The sequence below is a fragment of the Acinetobacter sp. ANC 7912 genome (genome assembly GCF_039862785.1).
In the GTDB taxonomy this organism is placed as follows: Bacteria; Pseudomonadota; Gammaproteobacteria; order Pseudomonadales; family Moraxellaceae; genus Acinetobacter; species Acinetobacter thermotolerans.
This window is the reverse complement of sequence record NZ_CP156795.1, coordinates 597,071-614,924: the sequence shown is the minus strand read 5'-3', so window position 1 is coordinate 614,924 and position 17,854 is coordinate 597,071. Positions and strand designations below refer to the sequence as shown.

The following is a 17,854-nucleotide window of genomic DNA, read 5'->3' as shown; positions in this document are numbered from 1 at the left end:
ATGAGAGGTATATTACCCGGTTTGTTTCAGATGTCAACGCAGAAATTTGGCATTTGCCTAATTTTAAAACAAATCTCATTTTTTTGATCTAGAAAGCCGCATTTTCCTCCCTGAAAAGGAAAAAAGTTTATACTAGGCCCAGTTTTTATTTACCGTAACTTGTCATGCAACTTTCCGATTTTAGCTTTGATCTCCCCGATGAGCTGATTGCTCGCTATCCCCTTGAACAACGTACTGCTTCCCGTCTGCTGCATCTGGATGCCAATGGTCAATATCATGACCATCACTTTACTGATATTCTGGATTTGCTGAATGAAGGCGACCTGCTGGTCCTGAATGATACCAAGGTGATGAAAGCCCGTCTGAAAGGGAAACGCGCCACTGGCGGTGCTGTAGAAGTACTGGTGGAACGCATGATGGATCAGTTCGTTGCGCATTGCCATATTAAAGCCAGCAACACGCCTAAAGCCGGTGCTGAACTGTTTATCGGTCCAGATGAAGTCAAAGTTACGGTTCAAGGCCGTCATGAAAATCTGTTTATTGTGGAATTCTCCCAGCCGATTCTGGATGTGCTGGATAAATACGGCGCCCTACCCATTCCGCCATATTTCAACCGTGAAGCGGAAGAGATTGATACGGTCCGTTATCAAACTGTGTTCAATGATCCGACCAAACTGGCCAGTGTCGCTGCACCGACCGCTTCGCTGCATTTTGATGAAGAATTGCTGAAAAAACTGGAAGAAAAAGGTATTCAAAAAACTTTTGTGACTCTGCATGTGGGTGCAGGTACCTTCCTGCCGGTTCGTACCGATAATATCGAAAACCACATCATGCACAGCGAATGGTGTCAGGTATCGGATGAATCCATGGCCCTGATCAAAGCCACCAAAGAGCGTGGCAACAAAGTCATTGCTGTCGGGACAACGGCGACCCGTGCCACTGAAAGTGCGGCTCAAGCAAACGGTGGTGAACTGAAAGGCTGGACTGGCGATACCCAGATTTTCATCTATCCAGGTTATGAATTCAAAGTCGTGGATCGCCTGATCACCAACTTCCACTTGCCAGAATCGACCCTGCTGATGCTGGTATCCGCTTTATCGAACCGTGAAAATATCCTGAATGCCTACCAGCATGCGGTTGAAAGCAAATACCGTTTCTTCAGTTATGGCGATGCCATGCTGATCGACAATATCGCTTCCAGATAAGGAACCTGCCTATGCCGATCGATGCGGTGCAACATTCCATTCATATTCGACGCAAGAAAAATGAAGTGGTGTTTCGCAACATCGCCCGGCTCTGGGATCTGGGTCGTCAGACAGAAACTCATCAGGATCTATTGGATGGCCTGCATCCCTGGAATGGCCCGATCACCTTAAAGTTTGAAAATAACCTGCCACTTGCCCTTGCCGTTTTTGGTGGCATCCTGATTCTGGCGATTGTGATTGCACCAGCCAATATCTGGATGCAAAGCAGTGTTTTTCTCGGCTGCCTGCTAATCTTCTGGGCCTATATCAGCTTTGAACATCGCAAACCGATTGATGAGGTAATTGCTTACCTGGAAGAAATTGCACTCAGTAAAAAATATAATTTATGCTTTCAACAGCAACCGCAACACATTTCCATGCCAATGAATCCAATCCAGTTCATTGGCAACCTAAAACGCTGGTTTCCGCTATTTGAGCGTGGCTCTCTCAGTAATGAAATCAGCCGCTATGCCAGTACCATCTGGGAAGATGAAAATGGCCAGCAGCATCAGGTCATGCTCTTTCAATATCATTATGTGAATGAGGTTCAGATCCGCGATAAAAATGGCAGGTCGGTCAAGGTCACAGAAGTGCATAAAGACCTGTGGGGTGTATTTGTGTTTGATGTTTCCATTCAGGGACTCGCTGTTACGACCTCCAAGCGCAAATTTTCCTATCCGTATCGTTATCCTTGGCATAGCAGCGATATTCGCACCAACCAGCGTCTCAGTTTTTATGGCAGCCATGAGCTGGAAATGGCAAAGCTGCTGACTCCAGCCTTTGTCATGCGACTGGCAAATTTCTTTGAACAACGTCAAGGTGACCTGCTGTTTCATCCGGAAAAACACATGCTGTGTTATCTGGGACCGCATGACCTGTTTAAAGTTTCTAGTCAAAACAAGAATATCAACGACATTCCTGCATTGCGTGGTCATCTGAGAACGTTTAAATTAGTGGAACTGGAACGCTTACACGCTGATCTGACACAATTTTTAAAATAATTATTTTTTTGAGGGGATATTCATGGGATTTTTTGTTTTTGTGGTGATCCCGATTCTGGTCATTATTGCCATTATCCTAATTCGTAACAGCATTGTACGGCATCATAATGCGACCATTCGTGCCTGGTCGGATGTGGCTAGTTATGAACGTCAAAAACTAAAAATCCTGGATGGCCTGCAACCTTTGGTGGAGCAATATTCCAGTTTTGAAAAAGGCACACTGGAAAAAGTCACCGAGCTGCGCCAGAACATCATGAACCTGAATATCAAGGATGCTGACATTGCCCAATTACAACGCATTGAAAGCTTGAACCGCGAACTGATGCATAATCTGAATGTGGTCATCGAGAACTATCCTGAACTGAAAGCCAATGAAATTTATCTGAAAATGATGAATGAAATTGAAGAGCAAAATGAAAATGTCGGTGCCGCCATCAGCATCTATAACCGCAATGTCGAGCTGTTTAATAACCAGATCCAGATTTTTCCGCACAACATCATCAACAATATGTTGCTACAGAAAAAAGCGGTTCGCCCTTTCCGTGATCAGACCGTAACGCAAAATTTTGACTATCGTCCGAATTTTTAAAACTTGCCGCATATTTATGCGATGATAAGCAATTATACCCACTGCCTTATTTGGAGACTGATCTAAATAAGGCAGTTTAATTTCAAAATAATAATAAAAGAATTAAAACTATGTTGGATCATCTCGATACCCTCAAGGAAATCCTGATCAAGGAGTTTTATCAGTTCTATGATCGATACAATGATGACGGAATCTATGCCTGTAGTCTGGTCTTTGATGAGTTGCTACGGGTCGATGATCTGACCATTTCCACCGAACGTAGTATTTTTAACGATCAGGAAGACAGTGCCCAGTATCTATCGGAAAATGATCGTTGGAATGTATTTAAATGGCGATATCGTACCACCCATAACAGCAACAATGGTATGACCCAGCTCCGTGCCCTGCTGGATAATTATTTCAAGCAGCAGCATAGTTTTGGTAATCCTTTGCTGGAACATGGGCAGATTGATCAGGCCAACACTCTAGATGTATTACTCAAACTATTTAAACAGGTACGTGATGCTTTAGAACAGGATTATGGTCTGGATTTAAGCCCGATCCTGTTCTTCATTCATACCCCCACCCAGCCAGAGCTGGAACTGCAATCAGCCACCTATCTCAATCCAGAAAGTGCGTTAAAGCAGCAGTTTCTGTCCAGTAAACAATCTAAAAATAATGCAACAGCGCCAAAGTCCTTCAAGCTTTCTCAAAGTGATAAAGACCTGCTGATTGATCTGGCACAATTGGTGAAGCTGGAAGCTTATGATTATTTGCAGGTGGCTCATTAAGCCTATTTGCTAACCCTTGAACCACACTTTGTTGATGCCAATCTGTATATCCAGAAACTGATCCAGCATATTGCTGCCATGGCTACAGAAACCGATGGTAGCTGTGCCATGACCCGGGAAGAAATTCAGGAACGTTTACGCCAATTTGAACGTGCTTAAATCCAACTGATCTTCATTTTTCATTCATACAGACAACATAAATAAAACAGCCTAGTCCGACCCGAATACTGGCGTTTATGTGCAGAATCAAGGAAAATAGCCGGTTTTAGCATTAACAATCAGCGAACTGTTTTTTCGCCTTGATTTGGAACTCCTATGAAGTTTGAAAAATTAGCGCAGTCGGGCCGTGCCCGTCGTGGCCGTTTAACGCTTGAGCATGGCGTGGTGGAAACCCCAATGTTCATGCCGGTAGGGACCTATGGCACGGTCAAAGGCGTATTGCCTCGTGACATTAAGGAAATTAAATCTCAGGTGATTCTGGGTAATACCTTCCACCTGTACCTGCGTCCAGGTCTGGATGTGATCCGTGAACATGGTGGCCTGCATCAGTTCATGAAATGGAACAATCCAATCCTGACCGACTCTGGCGGTTTCCAGGTGTTCAGCCTTGGTGCGATGCGCAAAATCAAGGAAGAAGGTGTCACCTTCCGCTCGCCGATTGACGGTTCTAAAGTGTTTCTTTCACCTGAAATTTCGATGGATATTCAGCATACGCTAAACTCTGACATCGTGATGATTTTCGATGAATGTACGCCTTATCCAGCAACACATGAAGAAGCACAAAAATCTTTACAACTTTCATTACGTTGGGCAAAACGCTGTAAGACCCAGCACCATGATGTGCTGAAAAACCGCAATGCCCTGTTCGGGATCATTCAAGGGGGTATGTATGAAGACCTGCGTGATGAATCTCTAAAAGGTTTGCTGGAAATCGGCTTTGACGGTTATGCAATTGGCGGCCTGTCTGTGGGCGAACCGAAAGAAGAAATGCTCAAGGTACTCGACTATCTTCCAAACAAAATGCCGGAAGACAAGCCTCGTTACCTGATGGGTGTCGGTAAACCGGAAGACATCGTCGAAGCAGTACGTCGTGGTGTCGACATGTTTGACTGCGTCATGCCAACTCGAAATGCACGCAACGGTCATTATTTTGTGACCGGCGGTCTGGTACGAATCCGTAACAGCAAATACCGTCACGACCAGAGCCCACTGGACCCAACCTGTGACTGCTACACTTGCCAGAACTTCACCCGTGCCTACCTGTTCCACCTGGAAAAATGCGGTGAAATGCTAGGTGCAATGCTGGGTACGATTCATAATCTGCGTTATTACCTGCGCCTGACTGAAGCCATGCGTGACGCCCTGGATCAAGGTACTTTTGACCAGTTTGTCGAGGACTTTTATGCCCGCCGCGGTATGCAAGTGCCACCTTGTCCGGAAGATTAATCTTTCAGCATTTGCGCTAAAGAAAAAGACAAGGTAAATTGCAGACAAGTCAACTTATTATCATTCAGGTAATTAACCGTTTTTAGTTTAGGAAAATATAAATGAGCCTATTTATTTCGACTGCTCACGCTGCAGGTGAAGCTGCACAACAACCAAGCCTGATGGCGAACTTACTGATGATTGCTGTATTCGTGGCAATCTTCTACTTCCTGATCTGGCGTCCTCAATCTAAGCGTGCTAAAGAGCACCGTGCACTGATTGAAAGTCTGGGTGTTGGCAGCGAAGTCGTGTTTGCTGGTGGTCTGATGGGCCGAATTACAAAAATTGAAGGTGACTTTGCAGTAGTTGAACTGAACCGTGGCGTGGAAGTAAAAATCCAGCGTGCCAGCGTGATTTCAGTTCTTCCTGAAGGCACCCTGAATAACATTTAATCAAAATAAGTCGTGCTCCTGCACGACTTTTTCAATTTAAGAAGAAAATAAATGCGTTACCCAGCATGGAAATATGTGCTGATCCTGGTTGTCCTAGTGGTCAGCACCTTATATGCCCTGCCAAGTTTGTATCCAGATGAGCCTGCCGTACAGATTTCGGGTGCCTCAGCCGGCACTCAGATTGATGCCAGCATGGTACAAAAAGCAGAGCAAATTTTAAAATCTGAAAATATTCCAACTCATGACAACAGCTTCAGCAACAATGCAGCCCTACTGCGTGTAGATAGCAGTGAAGCGCAGCTGAAAGCCAAAGAAGCACTACGTCGTGGCTTGGGCGATGATTATGTTGTGGCATTAAACCTTGCACCAACCACACCAGAATGGCTACAGAAAATTGGTGCCAAGCCAATGAAACTGGGTCTGGACTTGCGTGGTGGTGTGCACTTCTTGTTAGAAGTGGATATGGACAAGGCCATTGCTCAGCGTATGGAAACTTCTGCAACTGACCTGCGTCGTCAGCTGCGTGATAACAGCCTGAAATTTAACAGCCTGACCCTGAGCAACAACACCATTACCTTGCAGTTTGCCAATAATGATGACCGTTCTGCGGTGATGGATTTCCTGCGTCGTAATGGTAATGAGTTCACTCAACAGGCTGTAGCAACCGAAGCCGGTTCTACCCTGCGTCTGACTTATACCGATGCGCGTAAGCAGGAAATCGAAAGCTATGCCGTGAACCAGAACTTGACCACCCTACGTAACCGTATTAACGAGTTAGGTGTGGCAGAAGCACTGGTACAAACCCAAGGCAGCAACCGGATCGTGGTTGAACTTCCGGGTGTACAAGATACGGCTGAAGCAAAACGTGTCCTCGGTCGTACAGCGAACCTGGAATTCCGTCTGGTTTCTGACCTGAATGATCAATACATTGATCCATATACTGGTCAGGTAAACGGTACACCACCTGCTGGTACTGAAGCTTTTGCTTATGAATCACTGGATAGCGGTCGTCAGTTATTGCTGAACCGTAACCGTATCCTGACTGGTGAACGTGTCCAAAATGCCTCTTCTGGATTCAGCCAGGACACTGGCGGTGCTGAAGTAAATATCACCCTAGACAGCGCTGGCGGTAAGCTGATGGCAGATGCCACCCGTAATGCGGTTGGTAAACGCATGGCAGTATTGTTCATCGAGAACAAGCAAAAGATCAGCTATGTAGAAGACCCAGCAACTGGCAAGCAAACTGAAGTTCGTACGCCTTATACTGAATCTGTGATTATCAACGCCGCCACGATTCAAGCGGTGTTAGGTTCACAGTTCCGTATTACCGGTCTGGATTCACCACAAGAAGCGGCTGAACTTGCGCTGATGCTACGTGCCGGTGCACTGGCTGCGCCGATGTACTTCGTGGAAGAGCGTGTGATTGGTCCTAGTCTGGGTCAGGAAAACATCGACAAGGGTGTGCTGTCTACTCAAATTGGTTTCATTCTGGTGGCAATCTGGATGGTGGTGTTCTTCCGCCTGTTCGGTGTGATTGCCAACTTCGCACTGGTATTTAACCTGGCGATGATCCTGACGGTGATGTCATGGATTGGCGCTTCCCTCACCCTGCCGGGTATCGCGGGTATCGTGATCACCATTGGTATGGCGGTCGATGCCAACGTCCTGATCTGTGAACGGATCAGAGAAGAGATGAAATGGGGTGCCTCGCCGAAACAGGCGATTGTCGCGGGTTATGACCGGGCGTATAACACCATTTTCGACTCGAACTTAACCACCTTCCTAGTCGCGTTCATTCTGTTCGCGATTGGTACTGGCCCGATTAAAGGTTTCGCTGTGACCCTAATGATTGGTATTGTCTGCTCGATGTTTACTGCCATTACAGTAACCCGTGCGATCGTACAGATTATTTATGGCAAAAAACGTAACCTGAAAAAGTTGAGCATTTAAGGAGATCACTGATGACTGAAAATACTCAACTGGATTCAAAACAGTACGGCCGTCCACACGATGAACGTGTCATTCCGTTCATGAAAATCGCTTTGCCTGCGGCAATCTTTTCGATTTTCCTGACCGTGGCCAGTATCTTCTTTATTGCAACCAAAGGCCTGAATCTGGGCCTAGACTTTACCGGTGGTGTCTCAGCAGAGCTGAACTACACCAATCCGGTACAGCCTTCACAAGTCAGTGATGCGCTGAGCAAAGCGGGCTTTAACGATGCAGTGGTACAAACATTAGGTTCTGAACGTGACCTGATGGTGCGTATGCCGGTGCAGGAAGATATCGAAGCAGAAGACTTAACCAAAGCCATTACCACAGCGGTTCAGTTACCAGATAATGCAGCTCAGGTGCCTAAGGTTGATGTGGTGGGTGGTCAAGTCGGTAATGAGCTGTATGTGCGTTCTGCAGGTGCTGTAGCGCTGGCCATGATCCTGATGCTGGTTTACGTGACTATCCGCTTCGAGTTTAAGCTGGCAATGGGTGCGGTGCTGTCGCTGTTCCACGATATCGTGGTGACTGTTGGTATCTTTGCCATGATGCAATGGCCATTTGACCTGACCGTTCTGGCAGCGGTTCTGGCGATTATCGGCTTCTCGCTCAACGATAACATTGTGGTCTCTGACCGTATCCGCGAGAACTTCCGTAAGATTCGCGGTGCAGAACCTGTCGAAGTGGTGGATATCGCCCTGACTGAGACCTTACGTCGTACCATTCATACTTCTGCAACCTTATTACTGGTGGTTGTGGCAATGATGGTACTGGGTGGTGCTGGTCTGAAATGGTTCTCAATTGCCATGTGTATCGGGGTATTTGTGGGGACTTATTCTTCGATCTATATCGGTACAGCATTTGCACTATGGCGGGGTCTGAACCGTCAGGACTTCATTGTTCAGGTGAAACCTGAGTTTGAAGATGAAAACGAAATTCCATAATTTCGGCCTTCATGTCTTGTCCTGAAATAGATTGACAGTATTCCACTTCAAACCGAGTTAAGCAATTAGCTCGGTTTTTGTTTGCTCATACATCTGATTCGGGGTGTTCATATTTAAACTTAAATGCGGTCTATAACAATTGTAAATCATGATAGATTCCGCAATTAAGTGATCTAACTCCTTCATGGTTTGACATCGCGTGGTTAAAAACTCCTGCTTTAATATTCCATTAATTCGCTCTGCTAATGCATTCTGATAACAGTCCTTGCCATCTGTCATGGAAGGACATATCCCATAATGGCGCAATGCCGATTGATATAGCTCAGAGCAATATTGAGCACCTCTATCTGAATGATGAATCATCCTAGTCGCTCGATCTGTCGCTTGCTGCATCGCCATATGTAGAGCCTGCACAACATTCTCCGCACGCATATCATTCGATAACTTATAACCTTTAATCTGTCGGGTATAAGCATCTGTCACCAAGGATAAATAATGCACACCTTCAGCACTCTCAACATAGGTAATATCACTAACAAAGACTTCATTGGCTTGCACTGCTGCATAATCCTTTAATAAATTTGGATGCTTCTTCATCCAATGCTTGCTATCCGTAGTTTTTGTATAGCGACGCTTAGGGCGAATCAATAAGTTATTTTCTTTCAATATTTTAAATAACTGATCCCGTCCACACTTTAAACCACGTTGCAACAATTTGCCTTTAATAAGCCAATACAGCTTACGTGTTCCGATACTTGGCATGAGACAGCGATATTCCATAACCAACTCAAGTATTTGTTCAGTTGCTTGTGCAGTCATTTGAGCACGTTTTTCTGCTTGATAATAAGCTTGTCGGGTGATTCCCAACCACTGACAATAACGTGAAACGCTTAGTCTTCTTTGGCTTTGCCAATCTTTGAAACGTGCTCGGTATACTTTTTTCCAAGATCAGTCCCACATTCTTTATCAATGTGATAAATCACATCCTGAATAAATTCAGTTTTAAGCTTTTCTGCGGCTAACTGCTTTTCTAATTGGCGGATTCGTTGTTGGGGTGTCAATTGGCGTTTAGAAGAAGTCGGCATATTCGAAGTCCAGTCCTGTTGTCCGTGCTTGCGTAACCATACCAGCACAGTTGATCTTCCTTGAATACCATATTTTGCCTGAGCTTGCTTATAAGTAATTTGCCCTTTTTCTACTTCATGTACCACCATCATTTTAAAGGCAAAGCTATAGTCACGTTGTGTACGTTTAACTCGTTGTTCTCGTTTATGTTCCATAAAATAAGTCTCTTAAGGTGTAAACTTATTTCAGGACGGGACATCACTAAAAATTGAAAAGCTCATCTCCGGATGGGCTTTTTTATTCACTTGCAATTACTTGATGAGGAGAGAGAATAGCGATCACTGTATGTATTTTTATCCCTTTAGCCGTAAAACCTCGCCCTTCAGGGCGGGGATATAAGGCTGCAATCCGCTAGTCCCCCTTGTGGGGATTAGCTAGGATTGCTAATGCGGTGTTTGCTGTTGTTGGATATATTGTTTAATAATCCCAATGGGAGCACCTCCACACGATGCAGCGAAATAACTAGGCGACCACAAAGCATTCCCCCATAATTTGTTTTTAATTTCAGGGTGTTTAGTTCTTAAAATACGACTAGATGCACCTTTTAGGCTGTTAACCAAGCTAGAAATAGCTACTTTTGGTGGATAGTTCACAAGTAAATGAACATGATCATGCTCACCATCAAATTCTACCAACTTAGCTTCAAAGTCTAAGCAAATGCGCTTGAATACTTCATTCATAGTTTCGAGCATAGCTTTGGTAAAAACATCTCTACGATATTTAGCCACAAAGACTAAATGAACGTGCATATTAAAAACACAGTGACGACCTGTTCTAATCTCTTGACTATTATCCATAGACCAAATATATTTTAGTGATGAAGACACTTAAATTACGCATAAAAGACAAACATTGCAAGGTGCTAGACCAATTGGCATCTGAAGTTAATTTTGTCTGGAACTATGTCAATGATTTGTGTTTTAAACACTTGCAAAGAAAACAACAATTCTTTTCAGCTTACGATATTGCTAAATACACGAAAGGTACATCAAAAGAGTGCAATTTGCACAGCCAAACCATACAGGCAGTTGCGGAAGAATTAGTTACTCGAAGAAAGCAATTTAAAAAAGCCAAGCTAAAATGGCGTGTCAGTAACAAAAAAAATGCTAGACGTTCTCTCGGTTGGATTCCATTTAAAAAAGTGGCGGTGAAATATGCCGATGGGTATGTCCAATACGGCAAGCATCAATTCAAGCTATGGGACAGTTACGGACTAAGTAAATACAATGTTAAAACAGGCTCGTTTGTCGAGGATAGCCGAGGGCGTTGGTATGTATGTCTTGTGGTTGATTCAATTAAAACAGAGAAAACCACCGCTAAAACCTCAATTGGCATTGATCTAGGACTCAAAGACCTTGCGACTTGCTCAGATGGTGTAAAGTTCAAAGCGCCTAAAATCTATCGTCAATATGAACAAAAACTTGGTATTGCTCAAAGAGCAAGAAATAAAAAACGTGTCAAAGCGATTCATGCCAAGATCAAAAATCTACGTCAAAATATGCTGCATCAATTCAGTCATAAACTGGTGAATGAACATGCAGCCATCTTCGTTGGTAATGTGAATGCCAAAGCATTGGCACAGACAAAATTAGCTAAGTCTGTACTCGATGCAGGTTGGACGACCTTAAGAACCATGCTCAAGTATAAATGCGAGAACGCAGGGGTATGGTATGAAGAAGTCAATGAAGCCTATACCACCCAAACTTGCTCGTGCTGCGGCTCACGCTCCAGTAGTCTGAAAGGTAGAGCAGGACTTGGAATAAGAGAATGGCAGTGTGTGGAGTGCGGTACATTCCACGATAGAGATATAAACTCAGCACTGAATATTCTTGCGCTCGGACATGGGCGTCTCGCAGGAGGAATCTCCGTCCTTTAGGTCGGAGAGGATGTCAAAGCACTCATATGATCGTTTAGATGCATTTTTATTCAGATTAATAATGAACAATATAATAAAAAAGCCCACCAATAAATGGCGGGGCTTTTTCCTGAAAATATTCAGATTAAAGTTTTACTAGGTCACCTTTTAGCGCTACACCAGCCACTGCGGTACCTTTAGCACATTGATAAGTCTTGGTGCTCTTGGTTTCATTGGCTTTGTAATAACTCACGATATTAGTTACAGCATTGGCACCACGCGCTTTTGCAGTACGTTCAAACTGGATCAGTGCAGAACGTAGTACATGGTCACAAGACGACTCTGCTGACTTGGCAAAACCATTGGTTTTTTTATTAGTTACCAGACCGCGCTCGATCACTTTCCCACCTGACTTAGTACCAGCCAGATAAAATTTTACAGAACCATCTAACACACCTTCTGCTACAGCACGGTTTACCGCATCCTGAAAGTCAAAGTCATGCATCTGGTCTGCTGACTGAACAGTCGTCATGCCCCCAAAGCCAAGCACAGCGGCTAAAACAAATTGTTTAATCTTCATTATGTTACCCTCTAAAAAATTAATTTAATGATGAACTCAGCTGTGAAAATACAGCATTGTCTAAACGCATTTTCCAAGCCATCGCATTTTTATGGATTTTGTTGCCCTTATGCTCAAGATTACGACTACCAGTAATCTGTGAAGATACCTGCTGACCATTCATCTGATAAGTGACCTGCAAATAGTGGCTACGACGGGTTATACCCGCAACTACACGACTGTTATCAGCTTGTTCAACTGCCCAACCGGCACGTGCCTGCTGTGCAATTGCTTGTCTAATCTGTTTTTGTACCTCTGCTGCAGAAATCTGAGCAGGTACACTAAACTGACGCTGGGGATAGTCAGAAATTTTAACTGTACTACAAGCAGTAAGACTCATTACCCCTGCTGCTGAAAGAACCAGCAGCCATTTTTTCAGTTTCATATTACCCTCTGAAATTATGGTTATTTGTAATTAGATTTTTTAAAGATCAGTGATGTATTAATACCGCCAAAGGCAAAGTTATTGCTCATGATCAGATCGGCGGACATGTGACGCATCTCACCCCGGATATAATCCAATTCTGCACACGACGGGTCAATATGATCCAGATTTAAGGTAGGTACAAATTGCTGGCGCTGCATCATCTCAATGCTCAGCCAAGCTTCAATAGCACCACAAGCCCCCAAGGTGTGACCAAAATAACTTTTTAATGAGCTGATTGGCTTTTTCCCTAAAATACGTAAAGTTGCCTGAGTTTCTGCTACATCCCCCTGATCGGTAGAGGTACCATGTGCATTCACATAATCAATCTCTGTTGCATTCACCTGAGCATCTTTAAGTGCCAGCTGCATACAGCGTCCCATCATTTCGGAATCTGGACGAGTGACATGCTGGCCATCAGTATTACTGCCATAGCCAATAATTTCAGCATAAATTTTGGCACCACGGGCTTTGGCATGTTCATATTCTTCCAGAATCAGACAGCCGGCACCTTCCCCCACCACTAGGCCATCGCGATTCTGATCAAAAGGACGAGGCGTCTGTTCAGGATGATCATTCTTGCTACTGGTTGCTAGCAGCACATCGAACACTGCACAGCCTGCTGCGCTGAGCTCTTCAGCTCCACCTGCCAGCATCACGGTTTGCTTACCGTATTTAACTGCTTCATAAGCCTGACCAATCGCCATTGAGCCAGAAGTACAAGCACTTGAAGTCGGTAAGGTCAAACCTTTCAGTCCAAAATATACCGTCATATTCACCGCACTGGTATGCGACATCATGCGAATATAGGTCGTTGCATTCAGCTGATTCATATTATTTTCAAGCAGCATGGCCCCAAACTCACGGATGGCATCTACGCTTCCTGCTGAGGAACCAAAAGCCACACCAGCGTCGCCACTCGTCAGGATTTCATTACCTAATAAACCTGCATCTTCCAGCGCTTTTTCCGCACAAACCACCGACATCAGGGCAACACGGCCCATGCCGCGAGTGACCTTACGGTTAAAATGCTTTGGTACGGTAAAAGACTCAACCGGACCGCCAAGCTTACTACGCAGATCCGTATAGACTTCCCATTCCGGCATATAGCGGATACCGCTCTTCCCCTCAGCAAATTGTGCAAAAATCTGATCCGCAGTTTCACCTAGCGAGGTGATCCCTGACATTCCTGTAACAACCACACGTTTCATCAGATCAATCCTCCATTCACCGAGATGACCTGACGGGTGATGTAACTCGCGTCATCACTACACAGGAATTTCACCACTTTAGCCACTTCCTCAACCTGTCCCATGCGCTGCATCGGGATCATTTTCAGGGCATGTTCCTTCACTTCTTCCGTGACCATTTCCGTTTCAATCAGACCAGGTGCAACACAGTTAACGGTGATTTTACGTTTCGCCAACTCTAGAGCTAGAGCTTTAGTCGCCCCAATCAAGCCAGCTTTGGCTGCACTATAGTTCACCTGACCTCGGTTGCCCATTACCCCAGATACTGAAGACAAAGTCACGATACGGCCACCCTGTTTCAGGCGAATCATCGGCATCATCAAAGGTTTTAATACATTGTAGAAACCATTCAGAGAAGTTGAGACTACATCATCCCAGTCATCATCAGTTAATGCCGGGAAAGCGCCATCACGAGTTAAACCGGCATTCAGCACCACACCATAGAAAGCGCCATGCTCTGCCACATCTTGCTCCAAGATTGCTGCGATCTGCGCACGATCATTCACATCAAACATCAGTACATGACTGACCTGACCCAACGCCTGAATTTCCTGTGCGACCTGTTCTGCTTCCTGCTGTCTTGAGCGTGCATGTACAGTGACATCAAAACCCGCCTTGGCCAGTTCCAGTGCGATCGCCTTACCAATTCCCCGGCTTGAACCTGTGACTAAAATTCTTCTTCTCACTTTAACTTCCCAATCATGTCATCATTGTCTGCAGGCTCATAAACACTCAGCATTGCAGTAAAATTATGTTCTTTATACTGTATTTCGCAATTAAATTGGCCTAGACCTTCGTGTAGATAACTCTGCTCTACCCGAATACGGACCACGCTGCCTAATTCAAAATAAGGCACCGGCAATTGCATTTTGCGTGTTCCAAGCAAAAAACCGATACGCGGTTGCTGACCTTTGGAATGCCCTTTATGCCCTGCATAGGCACTCACTGTCTGTGCCATCAACTCAATACTGGTCCAGGTCGGTAAACCTTCAGTTTCACAAAACATCAGTTCAGGGCGAATAGTCAGCTCAGCAATCGCAAACTCGTCATTGGTTTCAATCAAATGATCTACAAAGACCATCGGCTTTTCATGTGGAATAAACTGTACGGCATCCATCATGGACATGTAGTTCCTAAAATAAGACTGATATTGCTGCCGCCAAAGGCAAAGGAGTTGCTCATCACATAACGGATCGGCTGATTCAGTTCTGGATTCAGTACGTAGTTCTGATCATCCAGTTCTGGATCAAGCACACCATCCTGATGCAGCGGCAACCAGCTTTGGTCGAGTAACACCTGCTGGCAGATATAAGCTTCAATCGCTCCGGCAGCGCCAAGACAATGTCCGGTTTTATGTTTGGTACTGCTCAACGGTACGTCATGTTCCTGAAATACCGTGCGCACCGCCTTAATCTCCATCGCATCATTTTGCGGTGTTGAGGTGCCATGCATATTCAGGTAACCAATTTCATTGGCTTGAATCCCTGCCATATCAAGGGCTTTCCGCATAGCTTGAGCTGCACCCTGTCCTTCAGGATGCGGGGCAGAAATATGCCAGGCATCCATGGATTCACCACTGCCGAGCAACATCACTGGTGCAGTTTCTTTGGAAAGTAAGAATAAACCTGCTGCCTCTCCAATATTGATGCCATCGCGCTGTGCACCACATGGTTGGCAGATTCCCGCAGAGAGACTTTCCAGGCTATTAAAACCATTTAAAGTCAGTCGGCACAAGGTATCTACACCACCGACCAAAACTGCATCAGCAAGATCAGCATTTAACAAGCGCTGGCCTGCGGCCATGGCTTTAGCGGCTGAAGAACAGGCGGTAGAAATGGTATAGGCTGCACCTTGCCAACCTAAATACTGCTGGATGGCTTTAGCTAGACAGCCCATTTCCTGTTTACGGTGATCAACCAAGTCTTCAGATTGATGCGTGAAATAAGCTTTCATTACAGCTTCATTGTCACCCACCCCAGAAGTCGAAGTCCCCAGAATAACAGCTAGACGATGCTTTGGAAACTGAGCCACATAAGCCTGCACATCGGCTTCTATTTCTTTGAGCGCAGTCAGGGCAAAACGCAGGTTACGTGAATCCAACGGTTTCAGTGCATCTGGCACTTCACTGATCAGTTCACCATGATAAGCACCGACCCAGACTTTCTGTTCCGGCAAGAAATCAGCGCTTTCTGTCAAAGTATTTACAGAATGAGTGAGGTTATATTTAAGCTGGTCAGCAGTTGCCCTCAATGCCGACAGCCCGACACTTAACTGAATCCCGACTGCAGGATGAACGGTGTTGGGATTATGATCCATGCATTCCCTCATCATTTTCTAGTGTATTGCTGACAGGACTGATCACCATCTGGTATGGCACCTGAACATTGTTCAGTTCAATACTGTCATCTAAAGTTTTAATTTTTAGCACAGGCTGGTTCTGAATCAGCACCACCTGCATATCATTTTGTTGCTGTAGGCTGACCTGTGCAGACTGCATTTTGGCAAAATCCGGATAGGTCGCATACAGGATGTCACGCACCACATAATCAAAAGGCAGCAGCTTCATGGCATCAATACGCTGCTCCACCTGAAGTTTATGACCATTAAAGCTAAGCTTAAATAGCTGTTGTCCAGTCAGGCTCAGCGCCACCATGTCTAGGTTACTGCCCTGTTGTTCCTGATACAGCAAGAAACTAAAGCTATGTTCCTTCCATTGAACTTCAATCTGGTCCTGACGCTGATAGCTTTGCGCAGGCCAGGTCAAAGTCACCAAGCCTTGAGCTTGCGGAATCAGGCTTTGACAGCCGCTACTGAGCAATAGGCTGGCCAATGCAAGGGAGATTAGCTTTAAAGGCATTCTTGCTGTCATCAAATCAACTTTCCTGTGGTAGTGCTTCACGGCAATATTCTGCCAAAGTGTTTAAACGCTGTTTTGCATTCTTATGAATCGGGTTAGTCGTATCCCAGGCATATCCTGCCAATAAGGATGAAATCATACGGCGAATCCGGTCTTCCTGACGGGTTGAGAATACAACGTCCTGGAATTCACCGGAATACCAGGATTCTACATAAGCCCGGAACACCTGAATGCCCTGGCGTAATGGTTTCTCATATTCTTCCATCCAGTCAACGCTTTGGCCTTGCAACACTTTATTGACCAATGGAATTGCCAAGCTGGAAGACTTCAGGGCAATCGTGACACCCGAAGAGAACACTGGATCCAGGAACTCACCGGCATTACCCAATAAAGCATAGTTACGTTCAGCCAGATGTTTAACATTCGCAGAGTAACCTACGAGAGTGCGTACTGGTGTATCAAACTTGGCATTACGTAGTACATGCGACAGACTTGGATCATCGGCCAGAATTCGTTTAAACAGGCTTTCCAGGTCTTGGTCAGTAGAATCTTCAAAACCGTATTTTTCAAAGAAATCCTGTTCAGCCACAATACCAAAAGATGAACGGCCATCGGCAAAGGGAATCAACCAGTACCAGGCACGATGATCCATATCATGTACCGTGATCAGGATTTTCTGACGGTCAAAGTCTGGATCATCCAGGATGCCATCTTCAATATGAGTAAATACGGCACGACGGACCGGGAAATCTGACGGACTTTCCAGATCTAAAAATTTTGGCAAGATTCGGCCAAAACCACTGGCATCCAGCAGGAATTTTCCCTGAATTTGATAGCTTTCACCCTGCTCATATTTTACAGTCAGGACTGGATGTTCAGGTTCTACATCAACTGCTGTCACTTCATGACCAAAACGGATCTCAGCTCCTTTCTTTTCAGCTTCCAAAGCTAATAAATGGTCAAACTGAGCACGACGGACCTGCCAGGTTGTTCCCGGGCCTTCACTAAATTTTTCGGTAAAATCATAGAAACTGCGCTGTGGTCCACGCAGGAATGCCGCACCATTTTTAAACTGGAACGCATATTCATCGACATGTGCACGAACCGTATCCAGCAGACCCGCTTCTTCCAGAAAGACCATCGACTGAGGCAACAGTGACTCACCAATAGAAAAGCGCGGAAAATACTGCCTTTCAATCACCGTCACTTGATAACCTTTCTGTCGCAGTAAGGCTGCTGCCGAACTGCCTGAAGGACCTGCCCCAATAATCAATACATCTGTCTGCTGCATGGTGCTCATTGCACTTTTA

At 45.1% G+C, this 17,854-nt stretch carries 18 protein-coding genes and 1 pseudogene; 9 read left to right on the top strand and 10 right to left on the bottom strand.

Annotation, left to right across the window (positions count from 1 at the left end; genetic code table 11):
* The first annotated feature begins 164 nt into the window (after window positions 1-164).
* The 8 genes and pseudogenes from queA (at window position 165) to secF (ending at window position 8,414) form a co-directional block, all read left to right on the top strand.
* Window positions 165-1,205 carry a tRNA preQ1(34) S-adenosylmethionine ribosyltransferase-isomerase QueA gene (queA, locus tag ABEF84_RS03090; protein WP_034584294.1) on the top strand — a complete coding sequence of 347 codons (1,041 nt, stop codon included), beginning with the start codon at window positions 165-167 and terminating at the stop codon, window positions 1,203-1,205.
* Between the two features lie 11 nt (window positions 1,206-1,216).
* A complete protein-coding gene (locus tag ABEF84_RS03085; RefSeq protein ID WP_034584292.1) occupies window positions 1,217-2,245 on the top strand; it encodes a hypothetical protein in 1,029 nt (342 codons plus the stop codon).
* A 22-nt stretch (window positions 2,246-2,267) separates the two neighbouring features.
* Complete coding sequence (locus ABEF84_RS03080; RefSeq protein ID WP_034584289.1) at window positions 2,268-2,834, top strand: LemA family protein; 567 nt, start codon at window positions 2,268-2,270, stop codon at window positions 2,832-2,834.
* Window positions 2,835-2,944: 110 nt separating this feature from the next.
* A pseudogene (locus tag ABEF84_RS03075) lies at window positions 2,945-3,763 on the top strand (DUF4303 domain-containing protein).
* Between the two features lie 156 nt (window positions 3,764-3,919).
* Window positions 3,920-5,050 (top strand): tRNA guanosine(34) transglycosylase Tgt, encoded by a 1,131-nt coding sequence (tgt, locus tag ABEF84_RS03070; protein ID WP_347453576.1) that lies wholly within the window; start codon window positions 3,920-3,922, stop codon window positions 5,048-5,050.
* Window positions 5,051-5,151: 101 nt separating this feature from the next.
* A complete protein-coding gene (yajC, locus tag ABEF84_RS03065; RefSeq protein ID WP_034584280.1) occupies window positions 5,152-5,481 on the top strand; it encodes a preprotein translocase subunit YajC in 330 nt (109 codons plus the stop codon).
* Window positions 5,482-5,532: 51 nt separating this feature from the next.
* Window positions 5,533-7,431, top strand: coding sequence for a protein translocase subunit SecD (secD, locus tag ABEF84_RS03060; protein ID WP_034584276.1), 1,899 nt, complete (start codon window positions 5,533-5,535; stop codon window positions 7,429-7,431).
* Window positions 7,432-7,439: 8 nt separating this feature from the next.
* Window positions 7,440-8,414, top strand: a complete 975-nt coding sequence (gene secF / locus ABEF84_RS03055) for a protein translocase subunit SecF (protein ID WP_171077665.1) — start codon at window positions 7,440-7,442, stop codon at window positions 8,412-8,414.
* A 57-nt stretch (window positions 8,415-8,471) separates the two neighbouring features.
* Here secF and ABEF84_RS03050 read toward each other — a convergent pair.
* Together ABEF84_RS03050 and tnpA are read right to left on the bottom strand one after the other, a co-directional pair.
* A protein-coding gene (locus ABEF84_RS03050; protein WP_347452885.1) for an IS3 family transposase occupies window positions 8,472-9,694 on the bottom strand; the annotation gives its coding sequence in 2 pieces (ribosomal slippage) (window positions 8,472-9,358 and window positions 9,358-9,694; 1,224 coding nt in all).
* Window positions 9,695-9,922: 228 nt separating this feature from the next.
* A complete protein-coding gene (tnpA, locus tag ABEF84_RS03045) occupies window positions 9,923-10,336 on the bottom strand; it encodes an IS200/IS605 family transposase (protein ID WP_075167884.1) in 414 nt (137 codons plus the stop codon).
* A 20-nt stretch (window positions 10,337-10,356) separates the two neighbouring features.
* Between tnpA and ABEF84_RS03040 the strand changes: the two genes are divergently transcribed.
* Window positions 10,357-11,415: an RNA-guided endonuclease TnpB family protein gene (locus ABEF84_RS03040; protein ID WP_034586922.1), complete on the top strand. Its 1,059-nt coding sequence runs from the start codon at window positions 10,357-10,359 to the stop codon at window positions 11,413-11,415.
* Between the two features lie 124 nt (window positions 11,416-11,539).
* Here ABEF84_RS03040 and ABEF84_RS03035 read toward each other — a convergent pair whose 3' ends face one another.
* From ABEF84_RS03035 to ABEF84_RS03000, 8 genes are read right to left on the bottom strand one after another with little or no spacing between them, the layout of a single operon-like run.
* The gene (locus ABEF84_RS03035) at window positions 11,540-11,974 is read right to left on the bottom strand and encodes an excinuclease (protein ID WP_034588958.1); all 435 of its coding nucleotides are present in this window, start codon (window positions 11,972-11,974) and stop codon (window positions 11,540-11,542) included.
* Between the two features lie 19 nt (window positions 11,975-11,993).
* On the bottom strand, window positions 11,994-12,398 hold the full coding sequence (locus tag ABEF84_RS03030; protein WP_034588960.1) for a hypothetical protein: 405 nt from the start codon (window positions 12,396-12,398) through the stop codon (window positions 11,994-11,996).
* A 20-nt stretch (window positions 12,399-12,418) separates the two neighbouring features.
* Entirely contained in the window at window positions 12,419-13,648 is a 1,230-nt protein-coding gene (locus ABEF84_RS03025) for a beta-ketoacyl-ACP synthase (protein ID WP_034588962.1), read from the bottom strand.
* Window positions 13,648-14,373, bottom strand: coding sequence for a 3-ketoacyl-ACP reductase FabG2 (locus ABEF84_RS03020; protein WP_034588965.1), 726 nt, complete (start codon window positions 14,371-14,373; stop codon window positions 13,648-13,650). Before ABEF84_RS03020 ends, ABEF84_RS03025 begins: the two co-directional genes overlap by 1 nt.
* Window positions 14,370-14,807, bottom strand: coding sequence for a 3-hydroxylacyl-ACP dehydratase (locus ABEF84_RS03015; protein WP_034588966.1), 438 nt, complete (start codon window positions 14,805-14,807; stop codon window positions 14,370-14,372). Before ABEF84_RS03015 ends, ABEF84_RS03020 begins: the two co-directional genes overlap by 4 nt.
* Window positions 14,804-16,003, bottom strand: coding sequence for a beta-ketoacyl-[acyl-carrier-protein] synthase family protein (locus ABEF84_RS03010; RefSeq protein ID WP_034588968.1), 1,200 nt, complete (start codon window positions 16,001-16,003; stop codon window positions 14,804-14,806). Before ABEF84_RS03010 ends, ABEF84_RS03015 begins: the two co-directional genes overlap by 4 nt.
* A complete protein-coding gene (locus ABEF84_RS03005) occupies window positions 15,993-16,544 on the bottom strand; it encodes a DUF3261 domain-containing protein (RefSeq protein WP_404798929.1) in 552 nt (183 codons plus the stop codon). The genes ABEF84_RS03010 and ABEF84_RS03005 overlap by 11 nt, the downstream gene beginning before the upstream one ends.
* 16 nt (window positions 16,545-16,560) lie before the next feature.
* A complete protein-coding gene (locus ABEF84_RS03000) occupies window positions 16,561-17,844 on the bottom strand; it encodes an NAD(P)/FAD-dependent oxidoreductase (RefSeq protein WP_034588971.1) in 1,284 nt (427 codons plus the stop codon).
* Between the last annotated feature and the right edge of the window lie 10 nt (window positions 17,845-17,854).

What these genes read in the sequence shown, in the direction of transcription:
- queA (WP_034584294.1), top strand. Translation starts at nt 165, where the DNA reads ATGCAACTTTCCGATTTTAGCTTTGATCTCCCCGATGAGCTGATTGCT.
- ABEF84_RS03085 (WP_034584292.1), top strand. Translation starts at nt 1,217, where the DNA reads ATGCCGATCGATGCGGTGCAACATTCCATTCATATTCGACGCAAGAAA.
- ABEF84_RS03080 (WP_034584289.1), top strand. Translation starts at nt 2,268, where the DNA reads ATGGGATTTTTTGTTTTTGTGGTGATCCCGATTCTGGTCATTATTGCC.
- tgt (WP_347453576.1), top strand. Translation starts at nt 3,920, where the DNA reads ATGAAGTTTGAAAAATTAGCGCAGTCGGGCCGTGCCCGTCGTGGCCGT.
- yajC (WP_034584280.1), top strand. Translation starts at nt 5,152, where the DNA reads ATGAGCCTATTTATTTCGACTGCTCACGCTGCAGGTGAAGCTGCACAA.
- secD (WP_034584276.1), top strand. Translation starts at nt 5,533, where the DNA reads ATGCGTTACCCAGCATGGAAATATGTGCTGATCCTGGTTGTCCTAGTG.
- tnpA (WP_075167884.1), bottom strand. Translation starts at nt 10,336, where the DNA reads ATGGATAATAGTCAAGAGATTAGAACAGGTCGTCACTGTGTTTTTAAT.
- ABEF84_RS03040 (WP_034586922.1), top strand. Translation starts at nt 10,357, where the DNA reads ATGAAGACACTTAAATTACGCATAAAAGACAAACATTGCAAGGTGCTA.
- ABEF84_RS03035 (WP_034588958.1), bottom strand. Translation starts at nt 11,974, where the DNA reads ATGAAGATTAAACAATTTGTTTTAGCCGCTGTGCTTGGCTTTGGGGGC.
- ABEF84_RS03030 (WP_034588960.1), bottom strand. Translation starts at nt 12,398, where the DNA reads ATGAAACTGAAAAAATGGCTGCTGGTTCTTTCAGCAGCAGGGGTAATG.
- ABEF84_RS03025 (WP_034588962.1), bottom strand. Translation starts at nt 13,648, where the DNA reads ATGAAACGTGTGGTTGTTACAGGAATGTCAGGGATCACCTCGCTAGGT.
- ABEF84_RS03015 (WP_034588966.1), bottom strand. Translation starts at nt 14,807, where the DNA reads ATGATGGATGCCGTACAGTTTATTCCACATGAAAAGCCGATGGTCTTT.
- ABEF84_RS03010 (WP_034588968.1), bottom strand. Translation starts at nt 16,003, where the DNA reads ATGGATCATAATCCCAACACCGTTCATCCTGCAGTCGGGATTCAGTTA.
- ABEF84_RS03005 (WP_404798929.1), bottom strand. Translation starts at nt 16,544, where the DNA reads ATGCCTTTAAAGCTAATCTCCCTTGCATTGGCCAGCCTATTGCTCAGT.
- ABEF84_RS03000 (WP_034588971.1), bottom strand. Translation starts at nt 17,844, where the DNA reads ATGAGCACCATGCAGCAGACAGATGTATTGATTATTGGGGCAGGTCCT.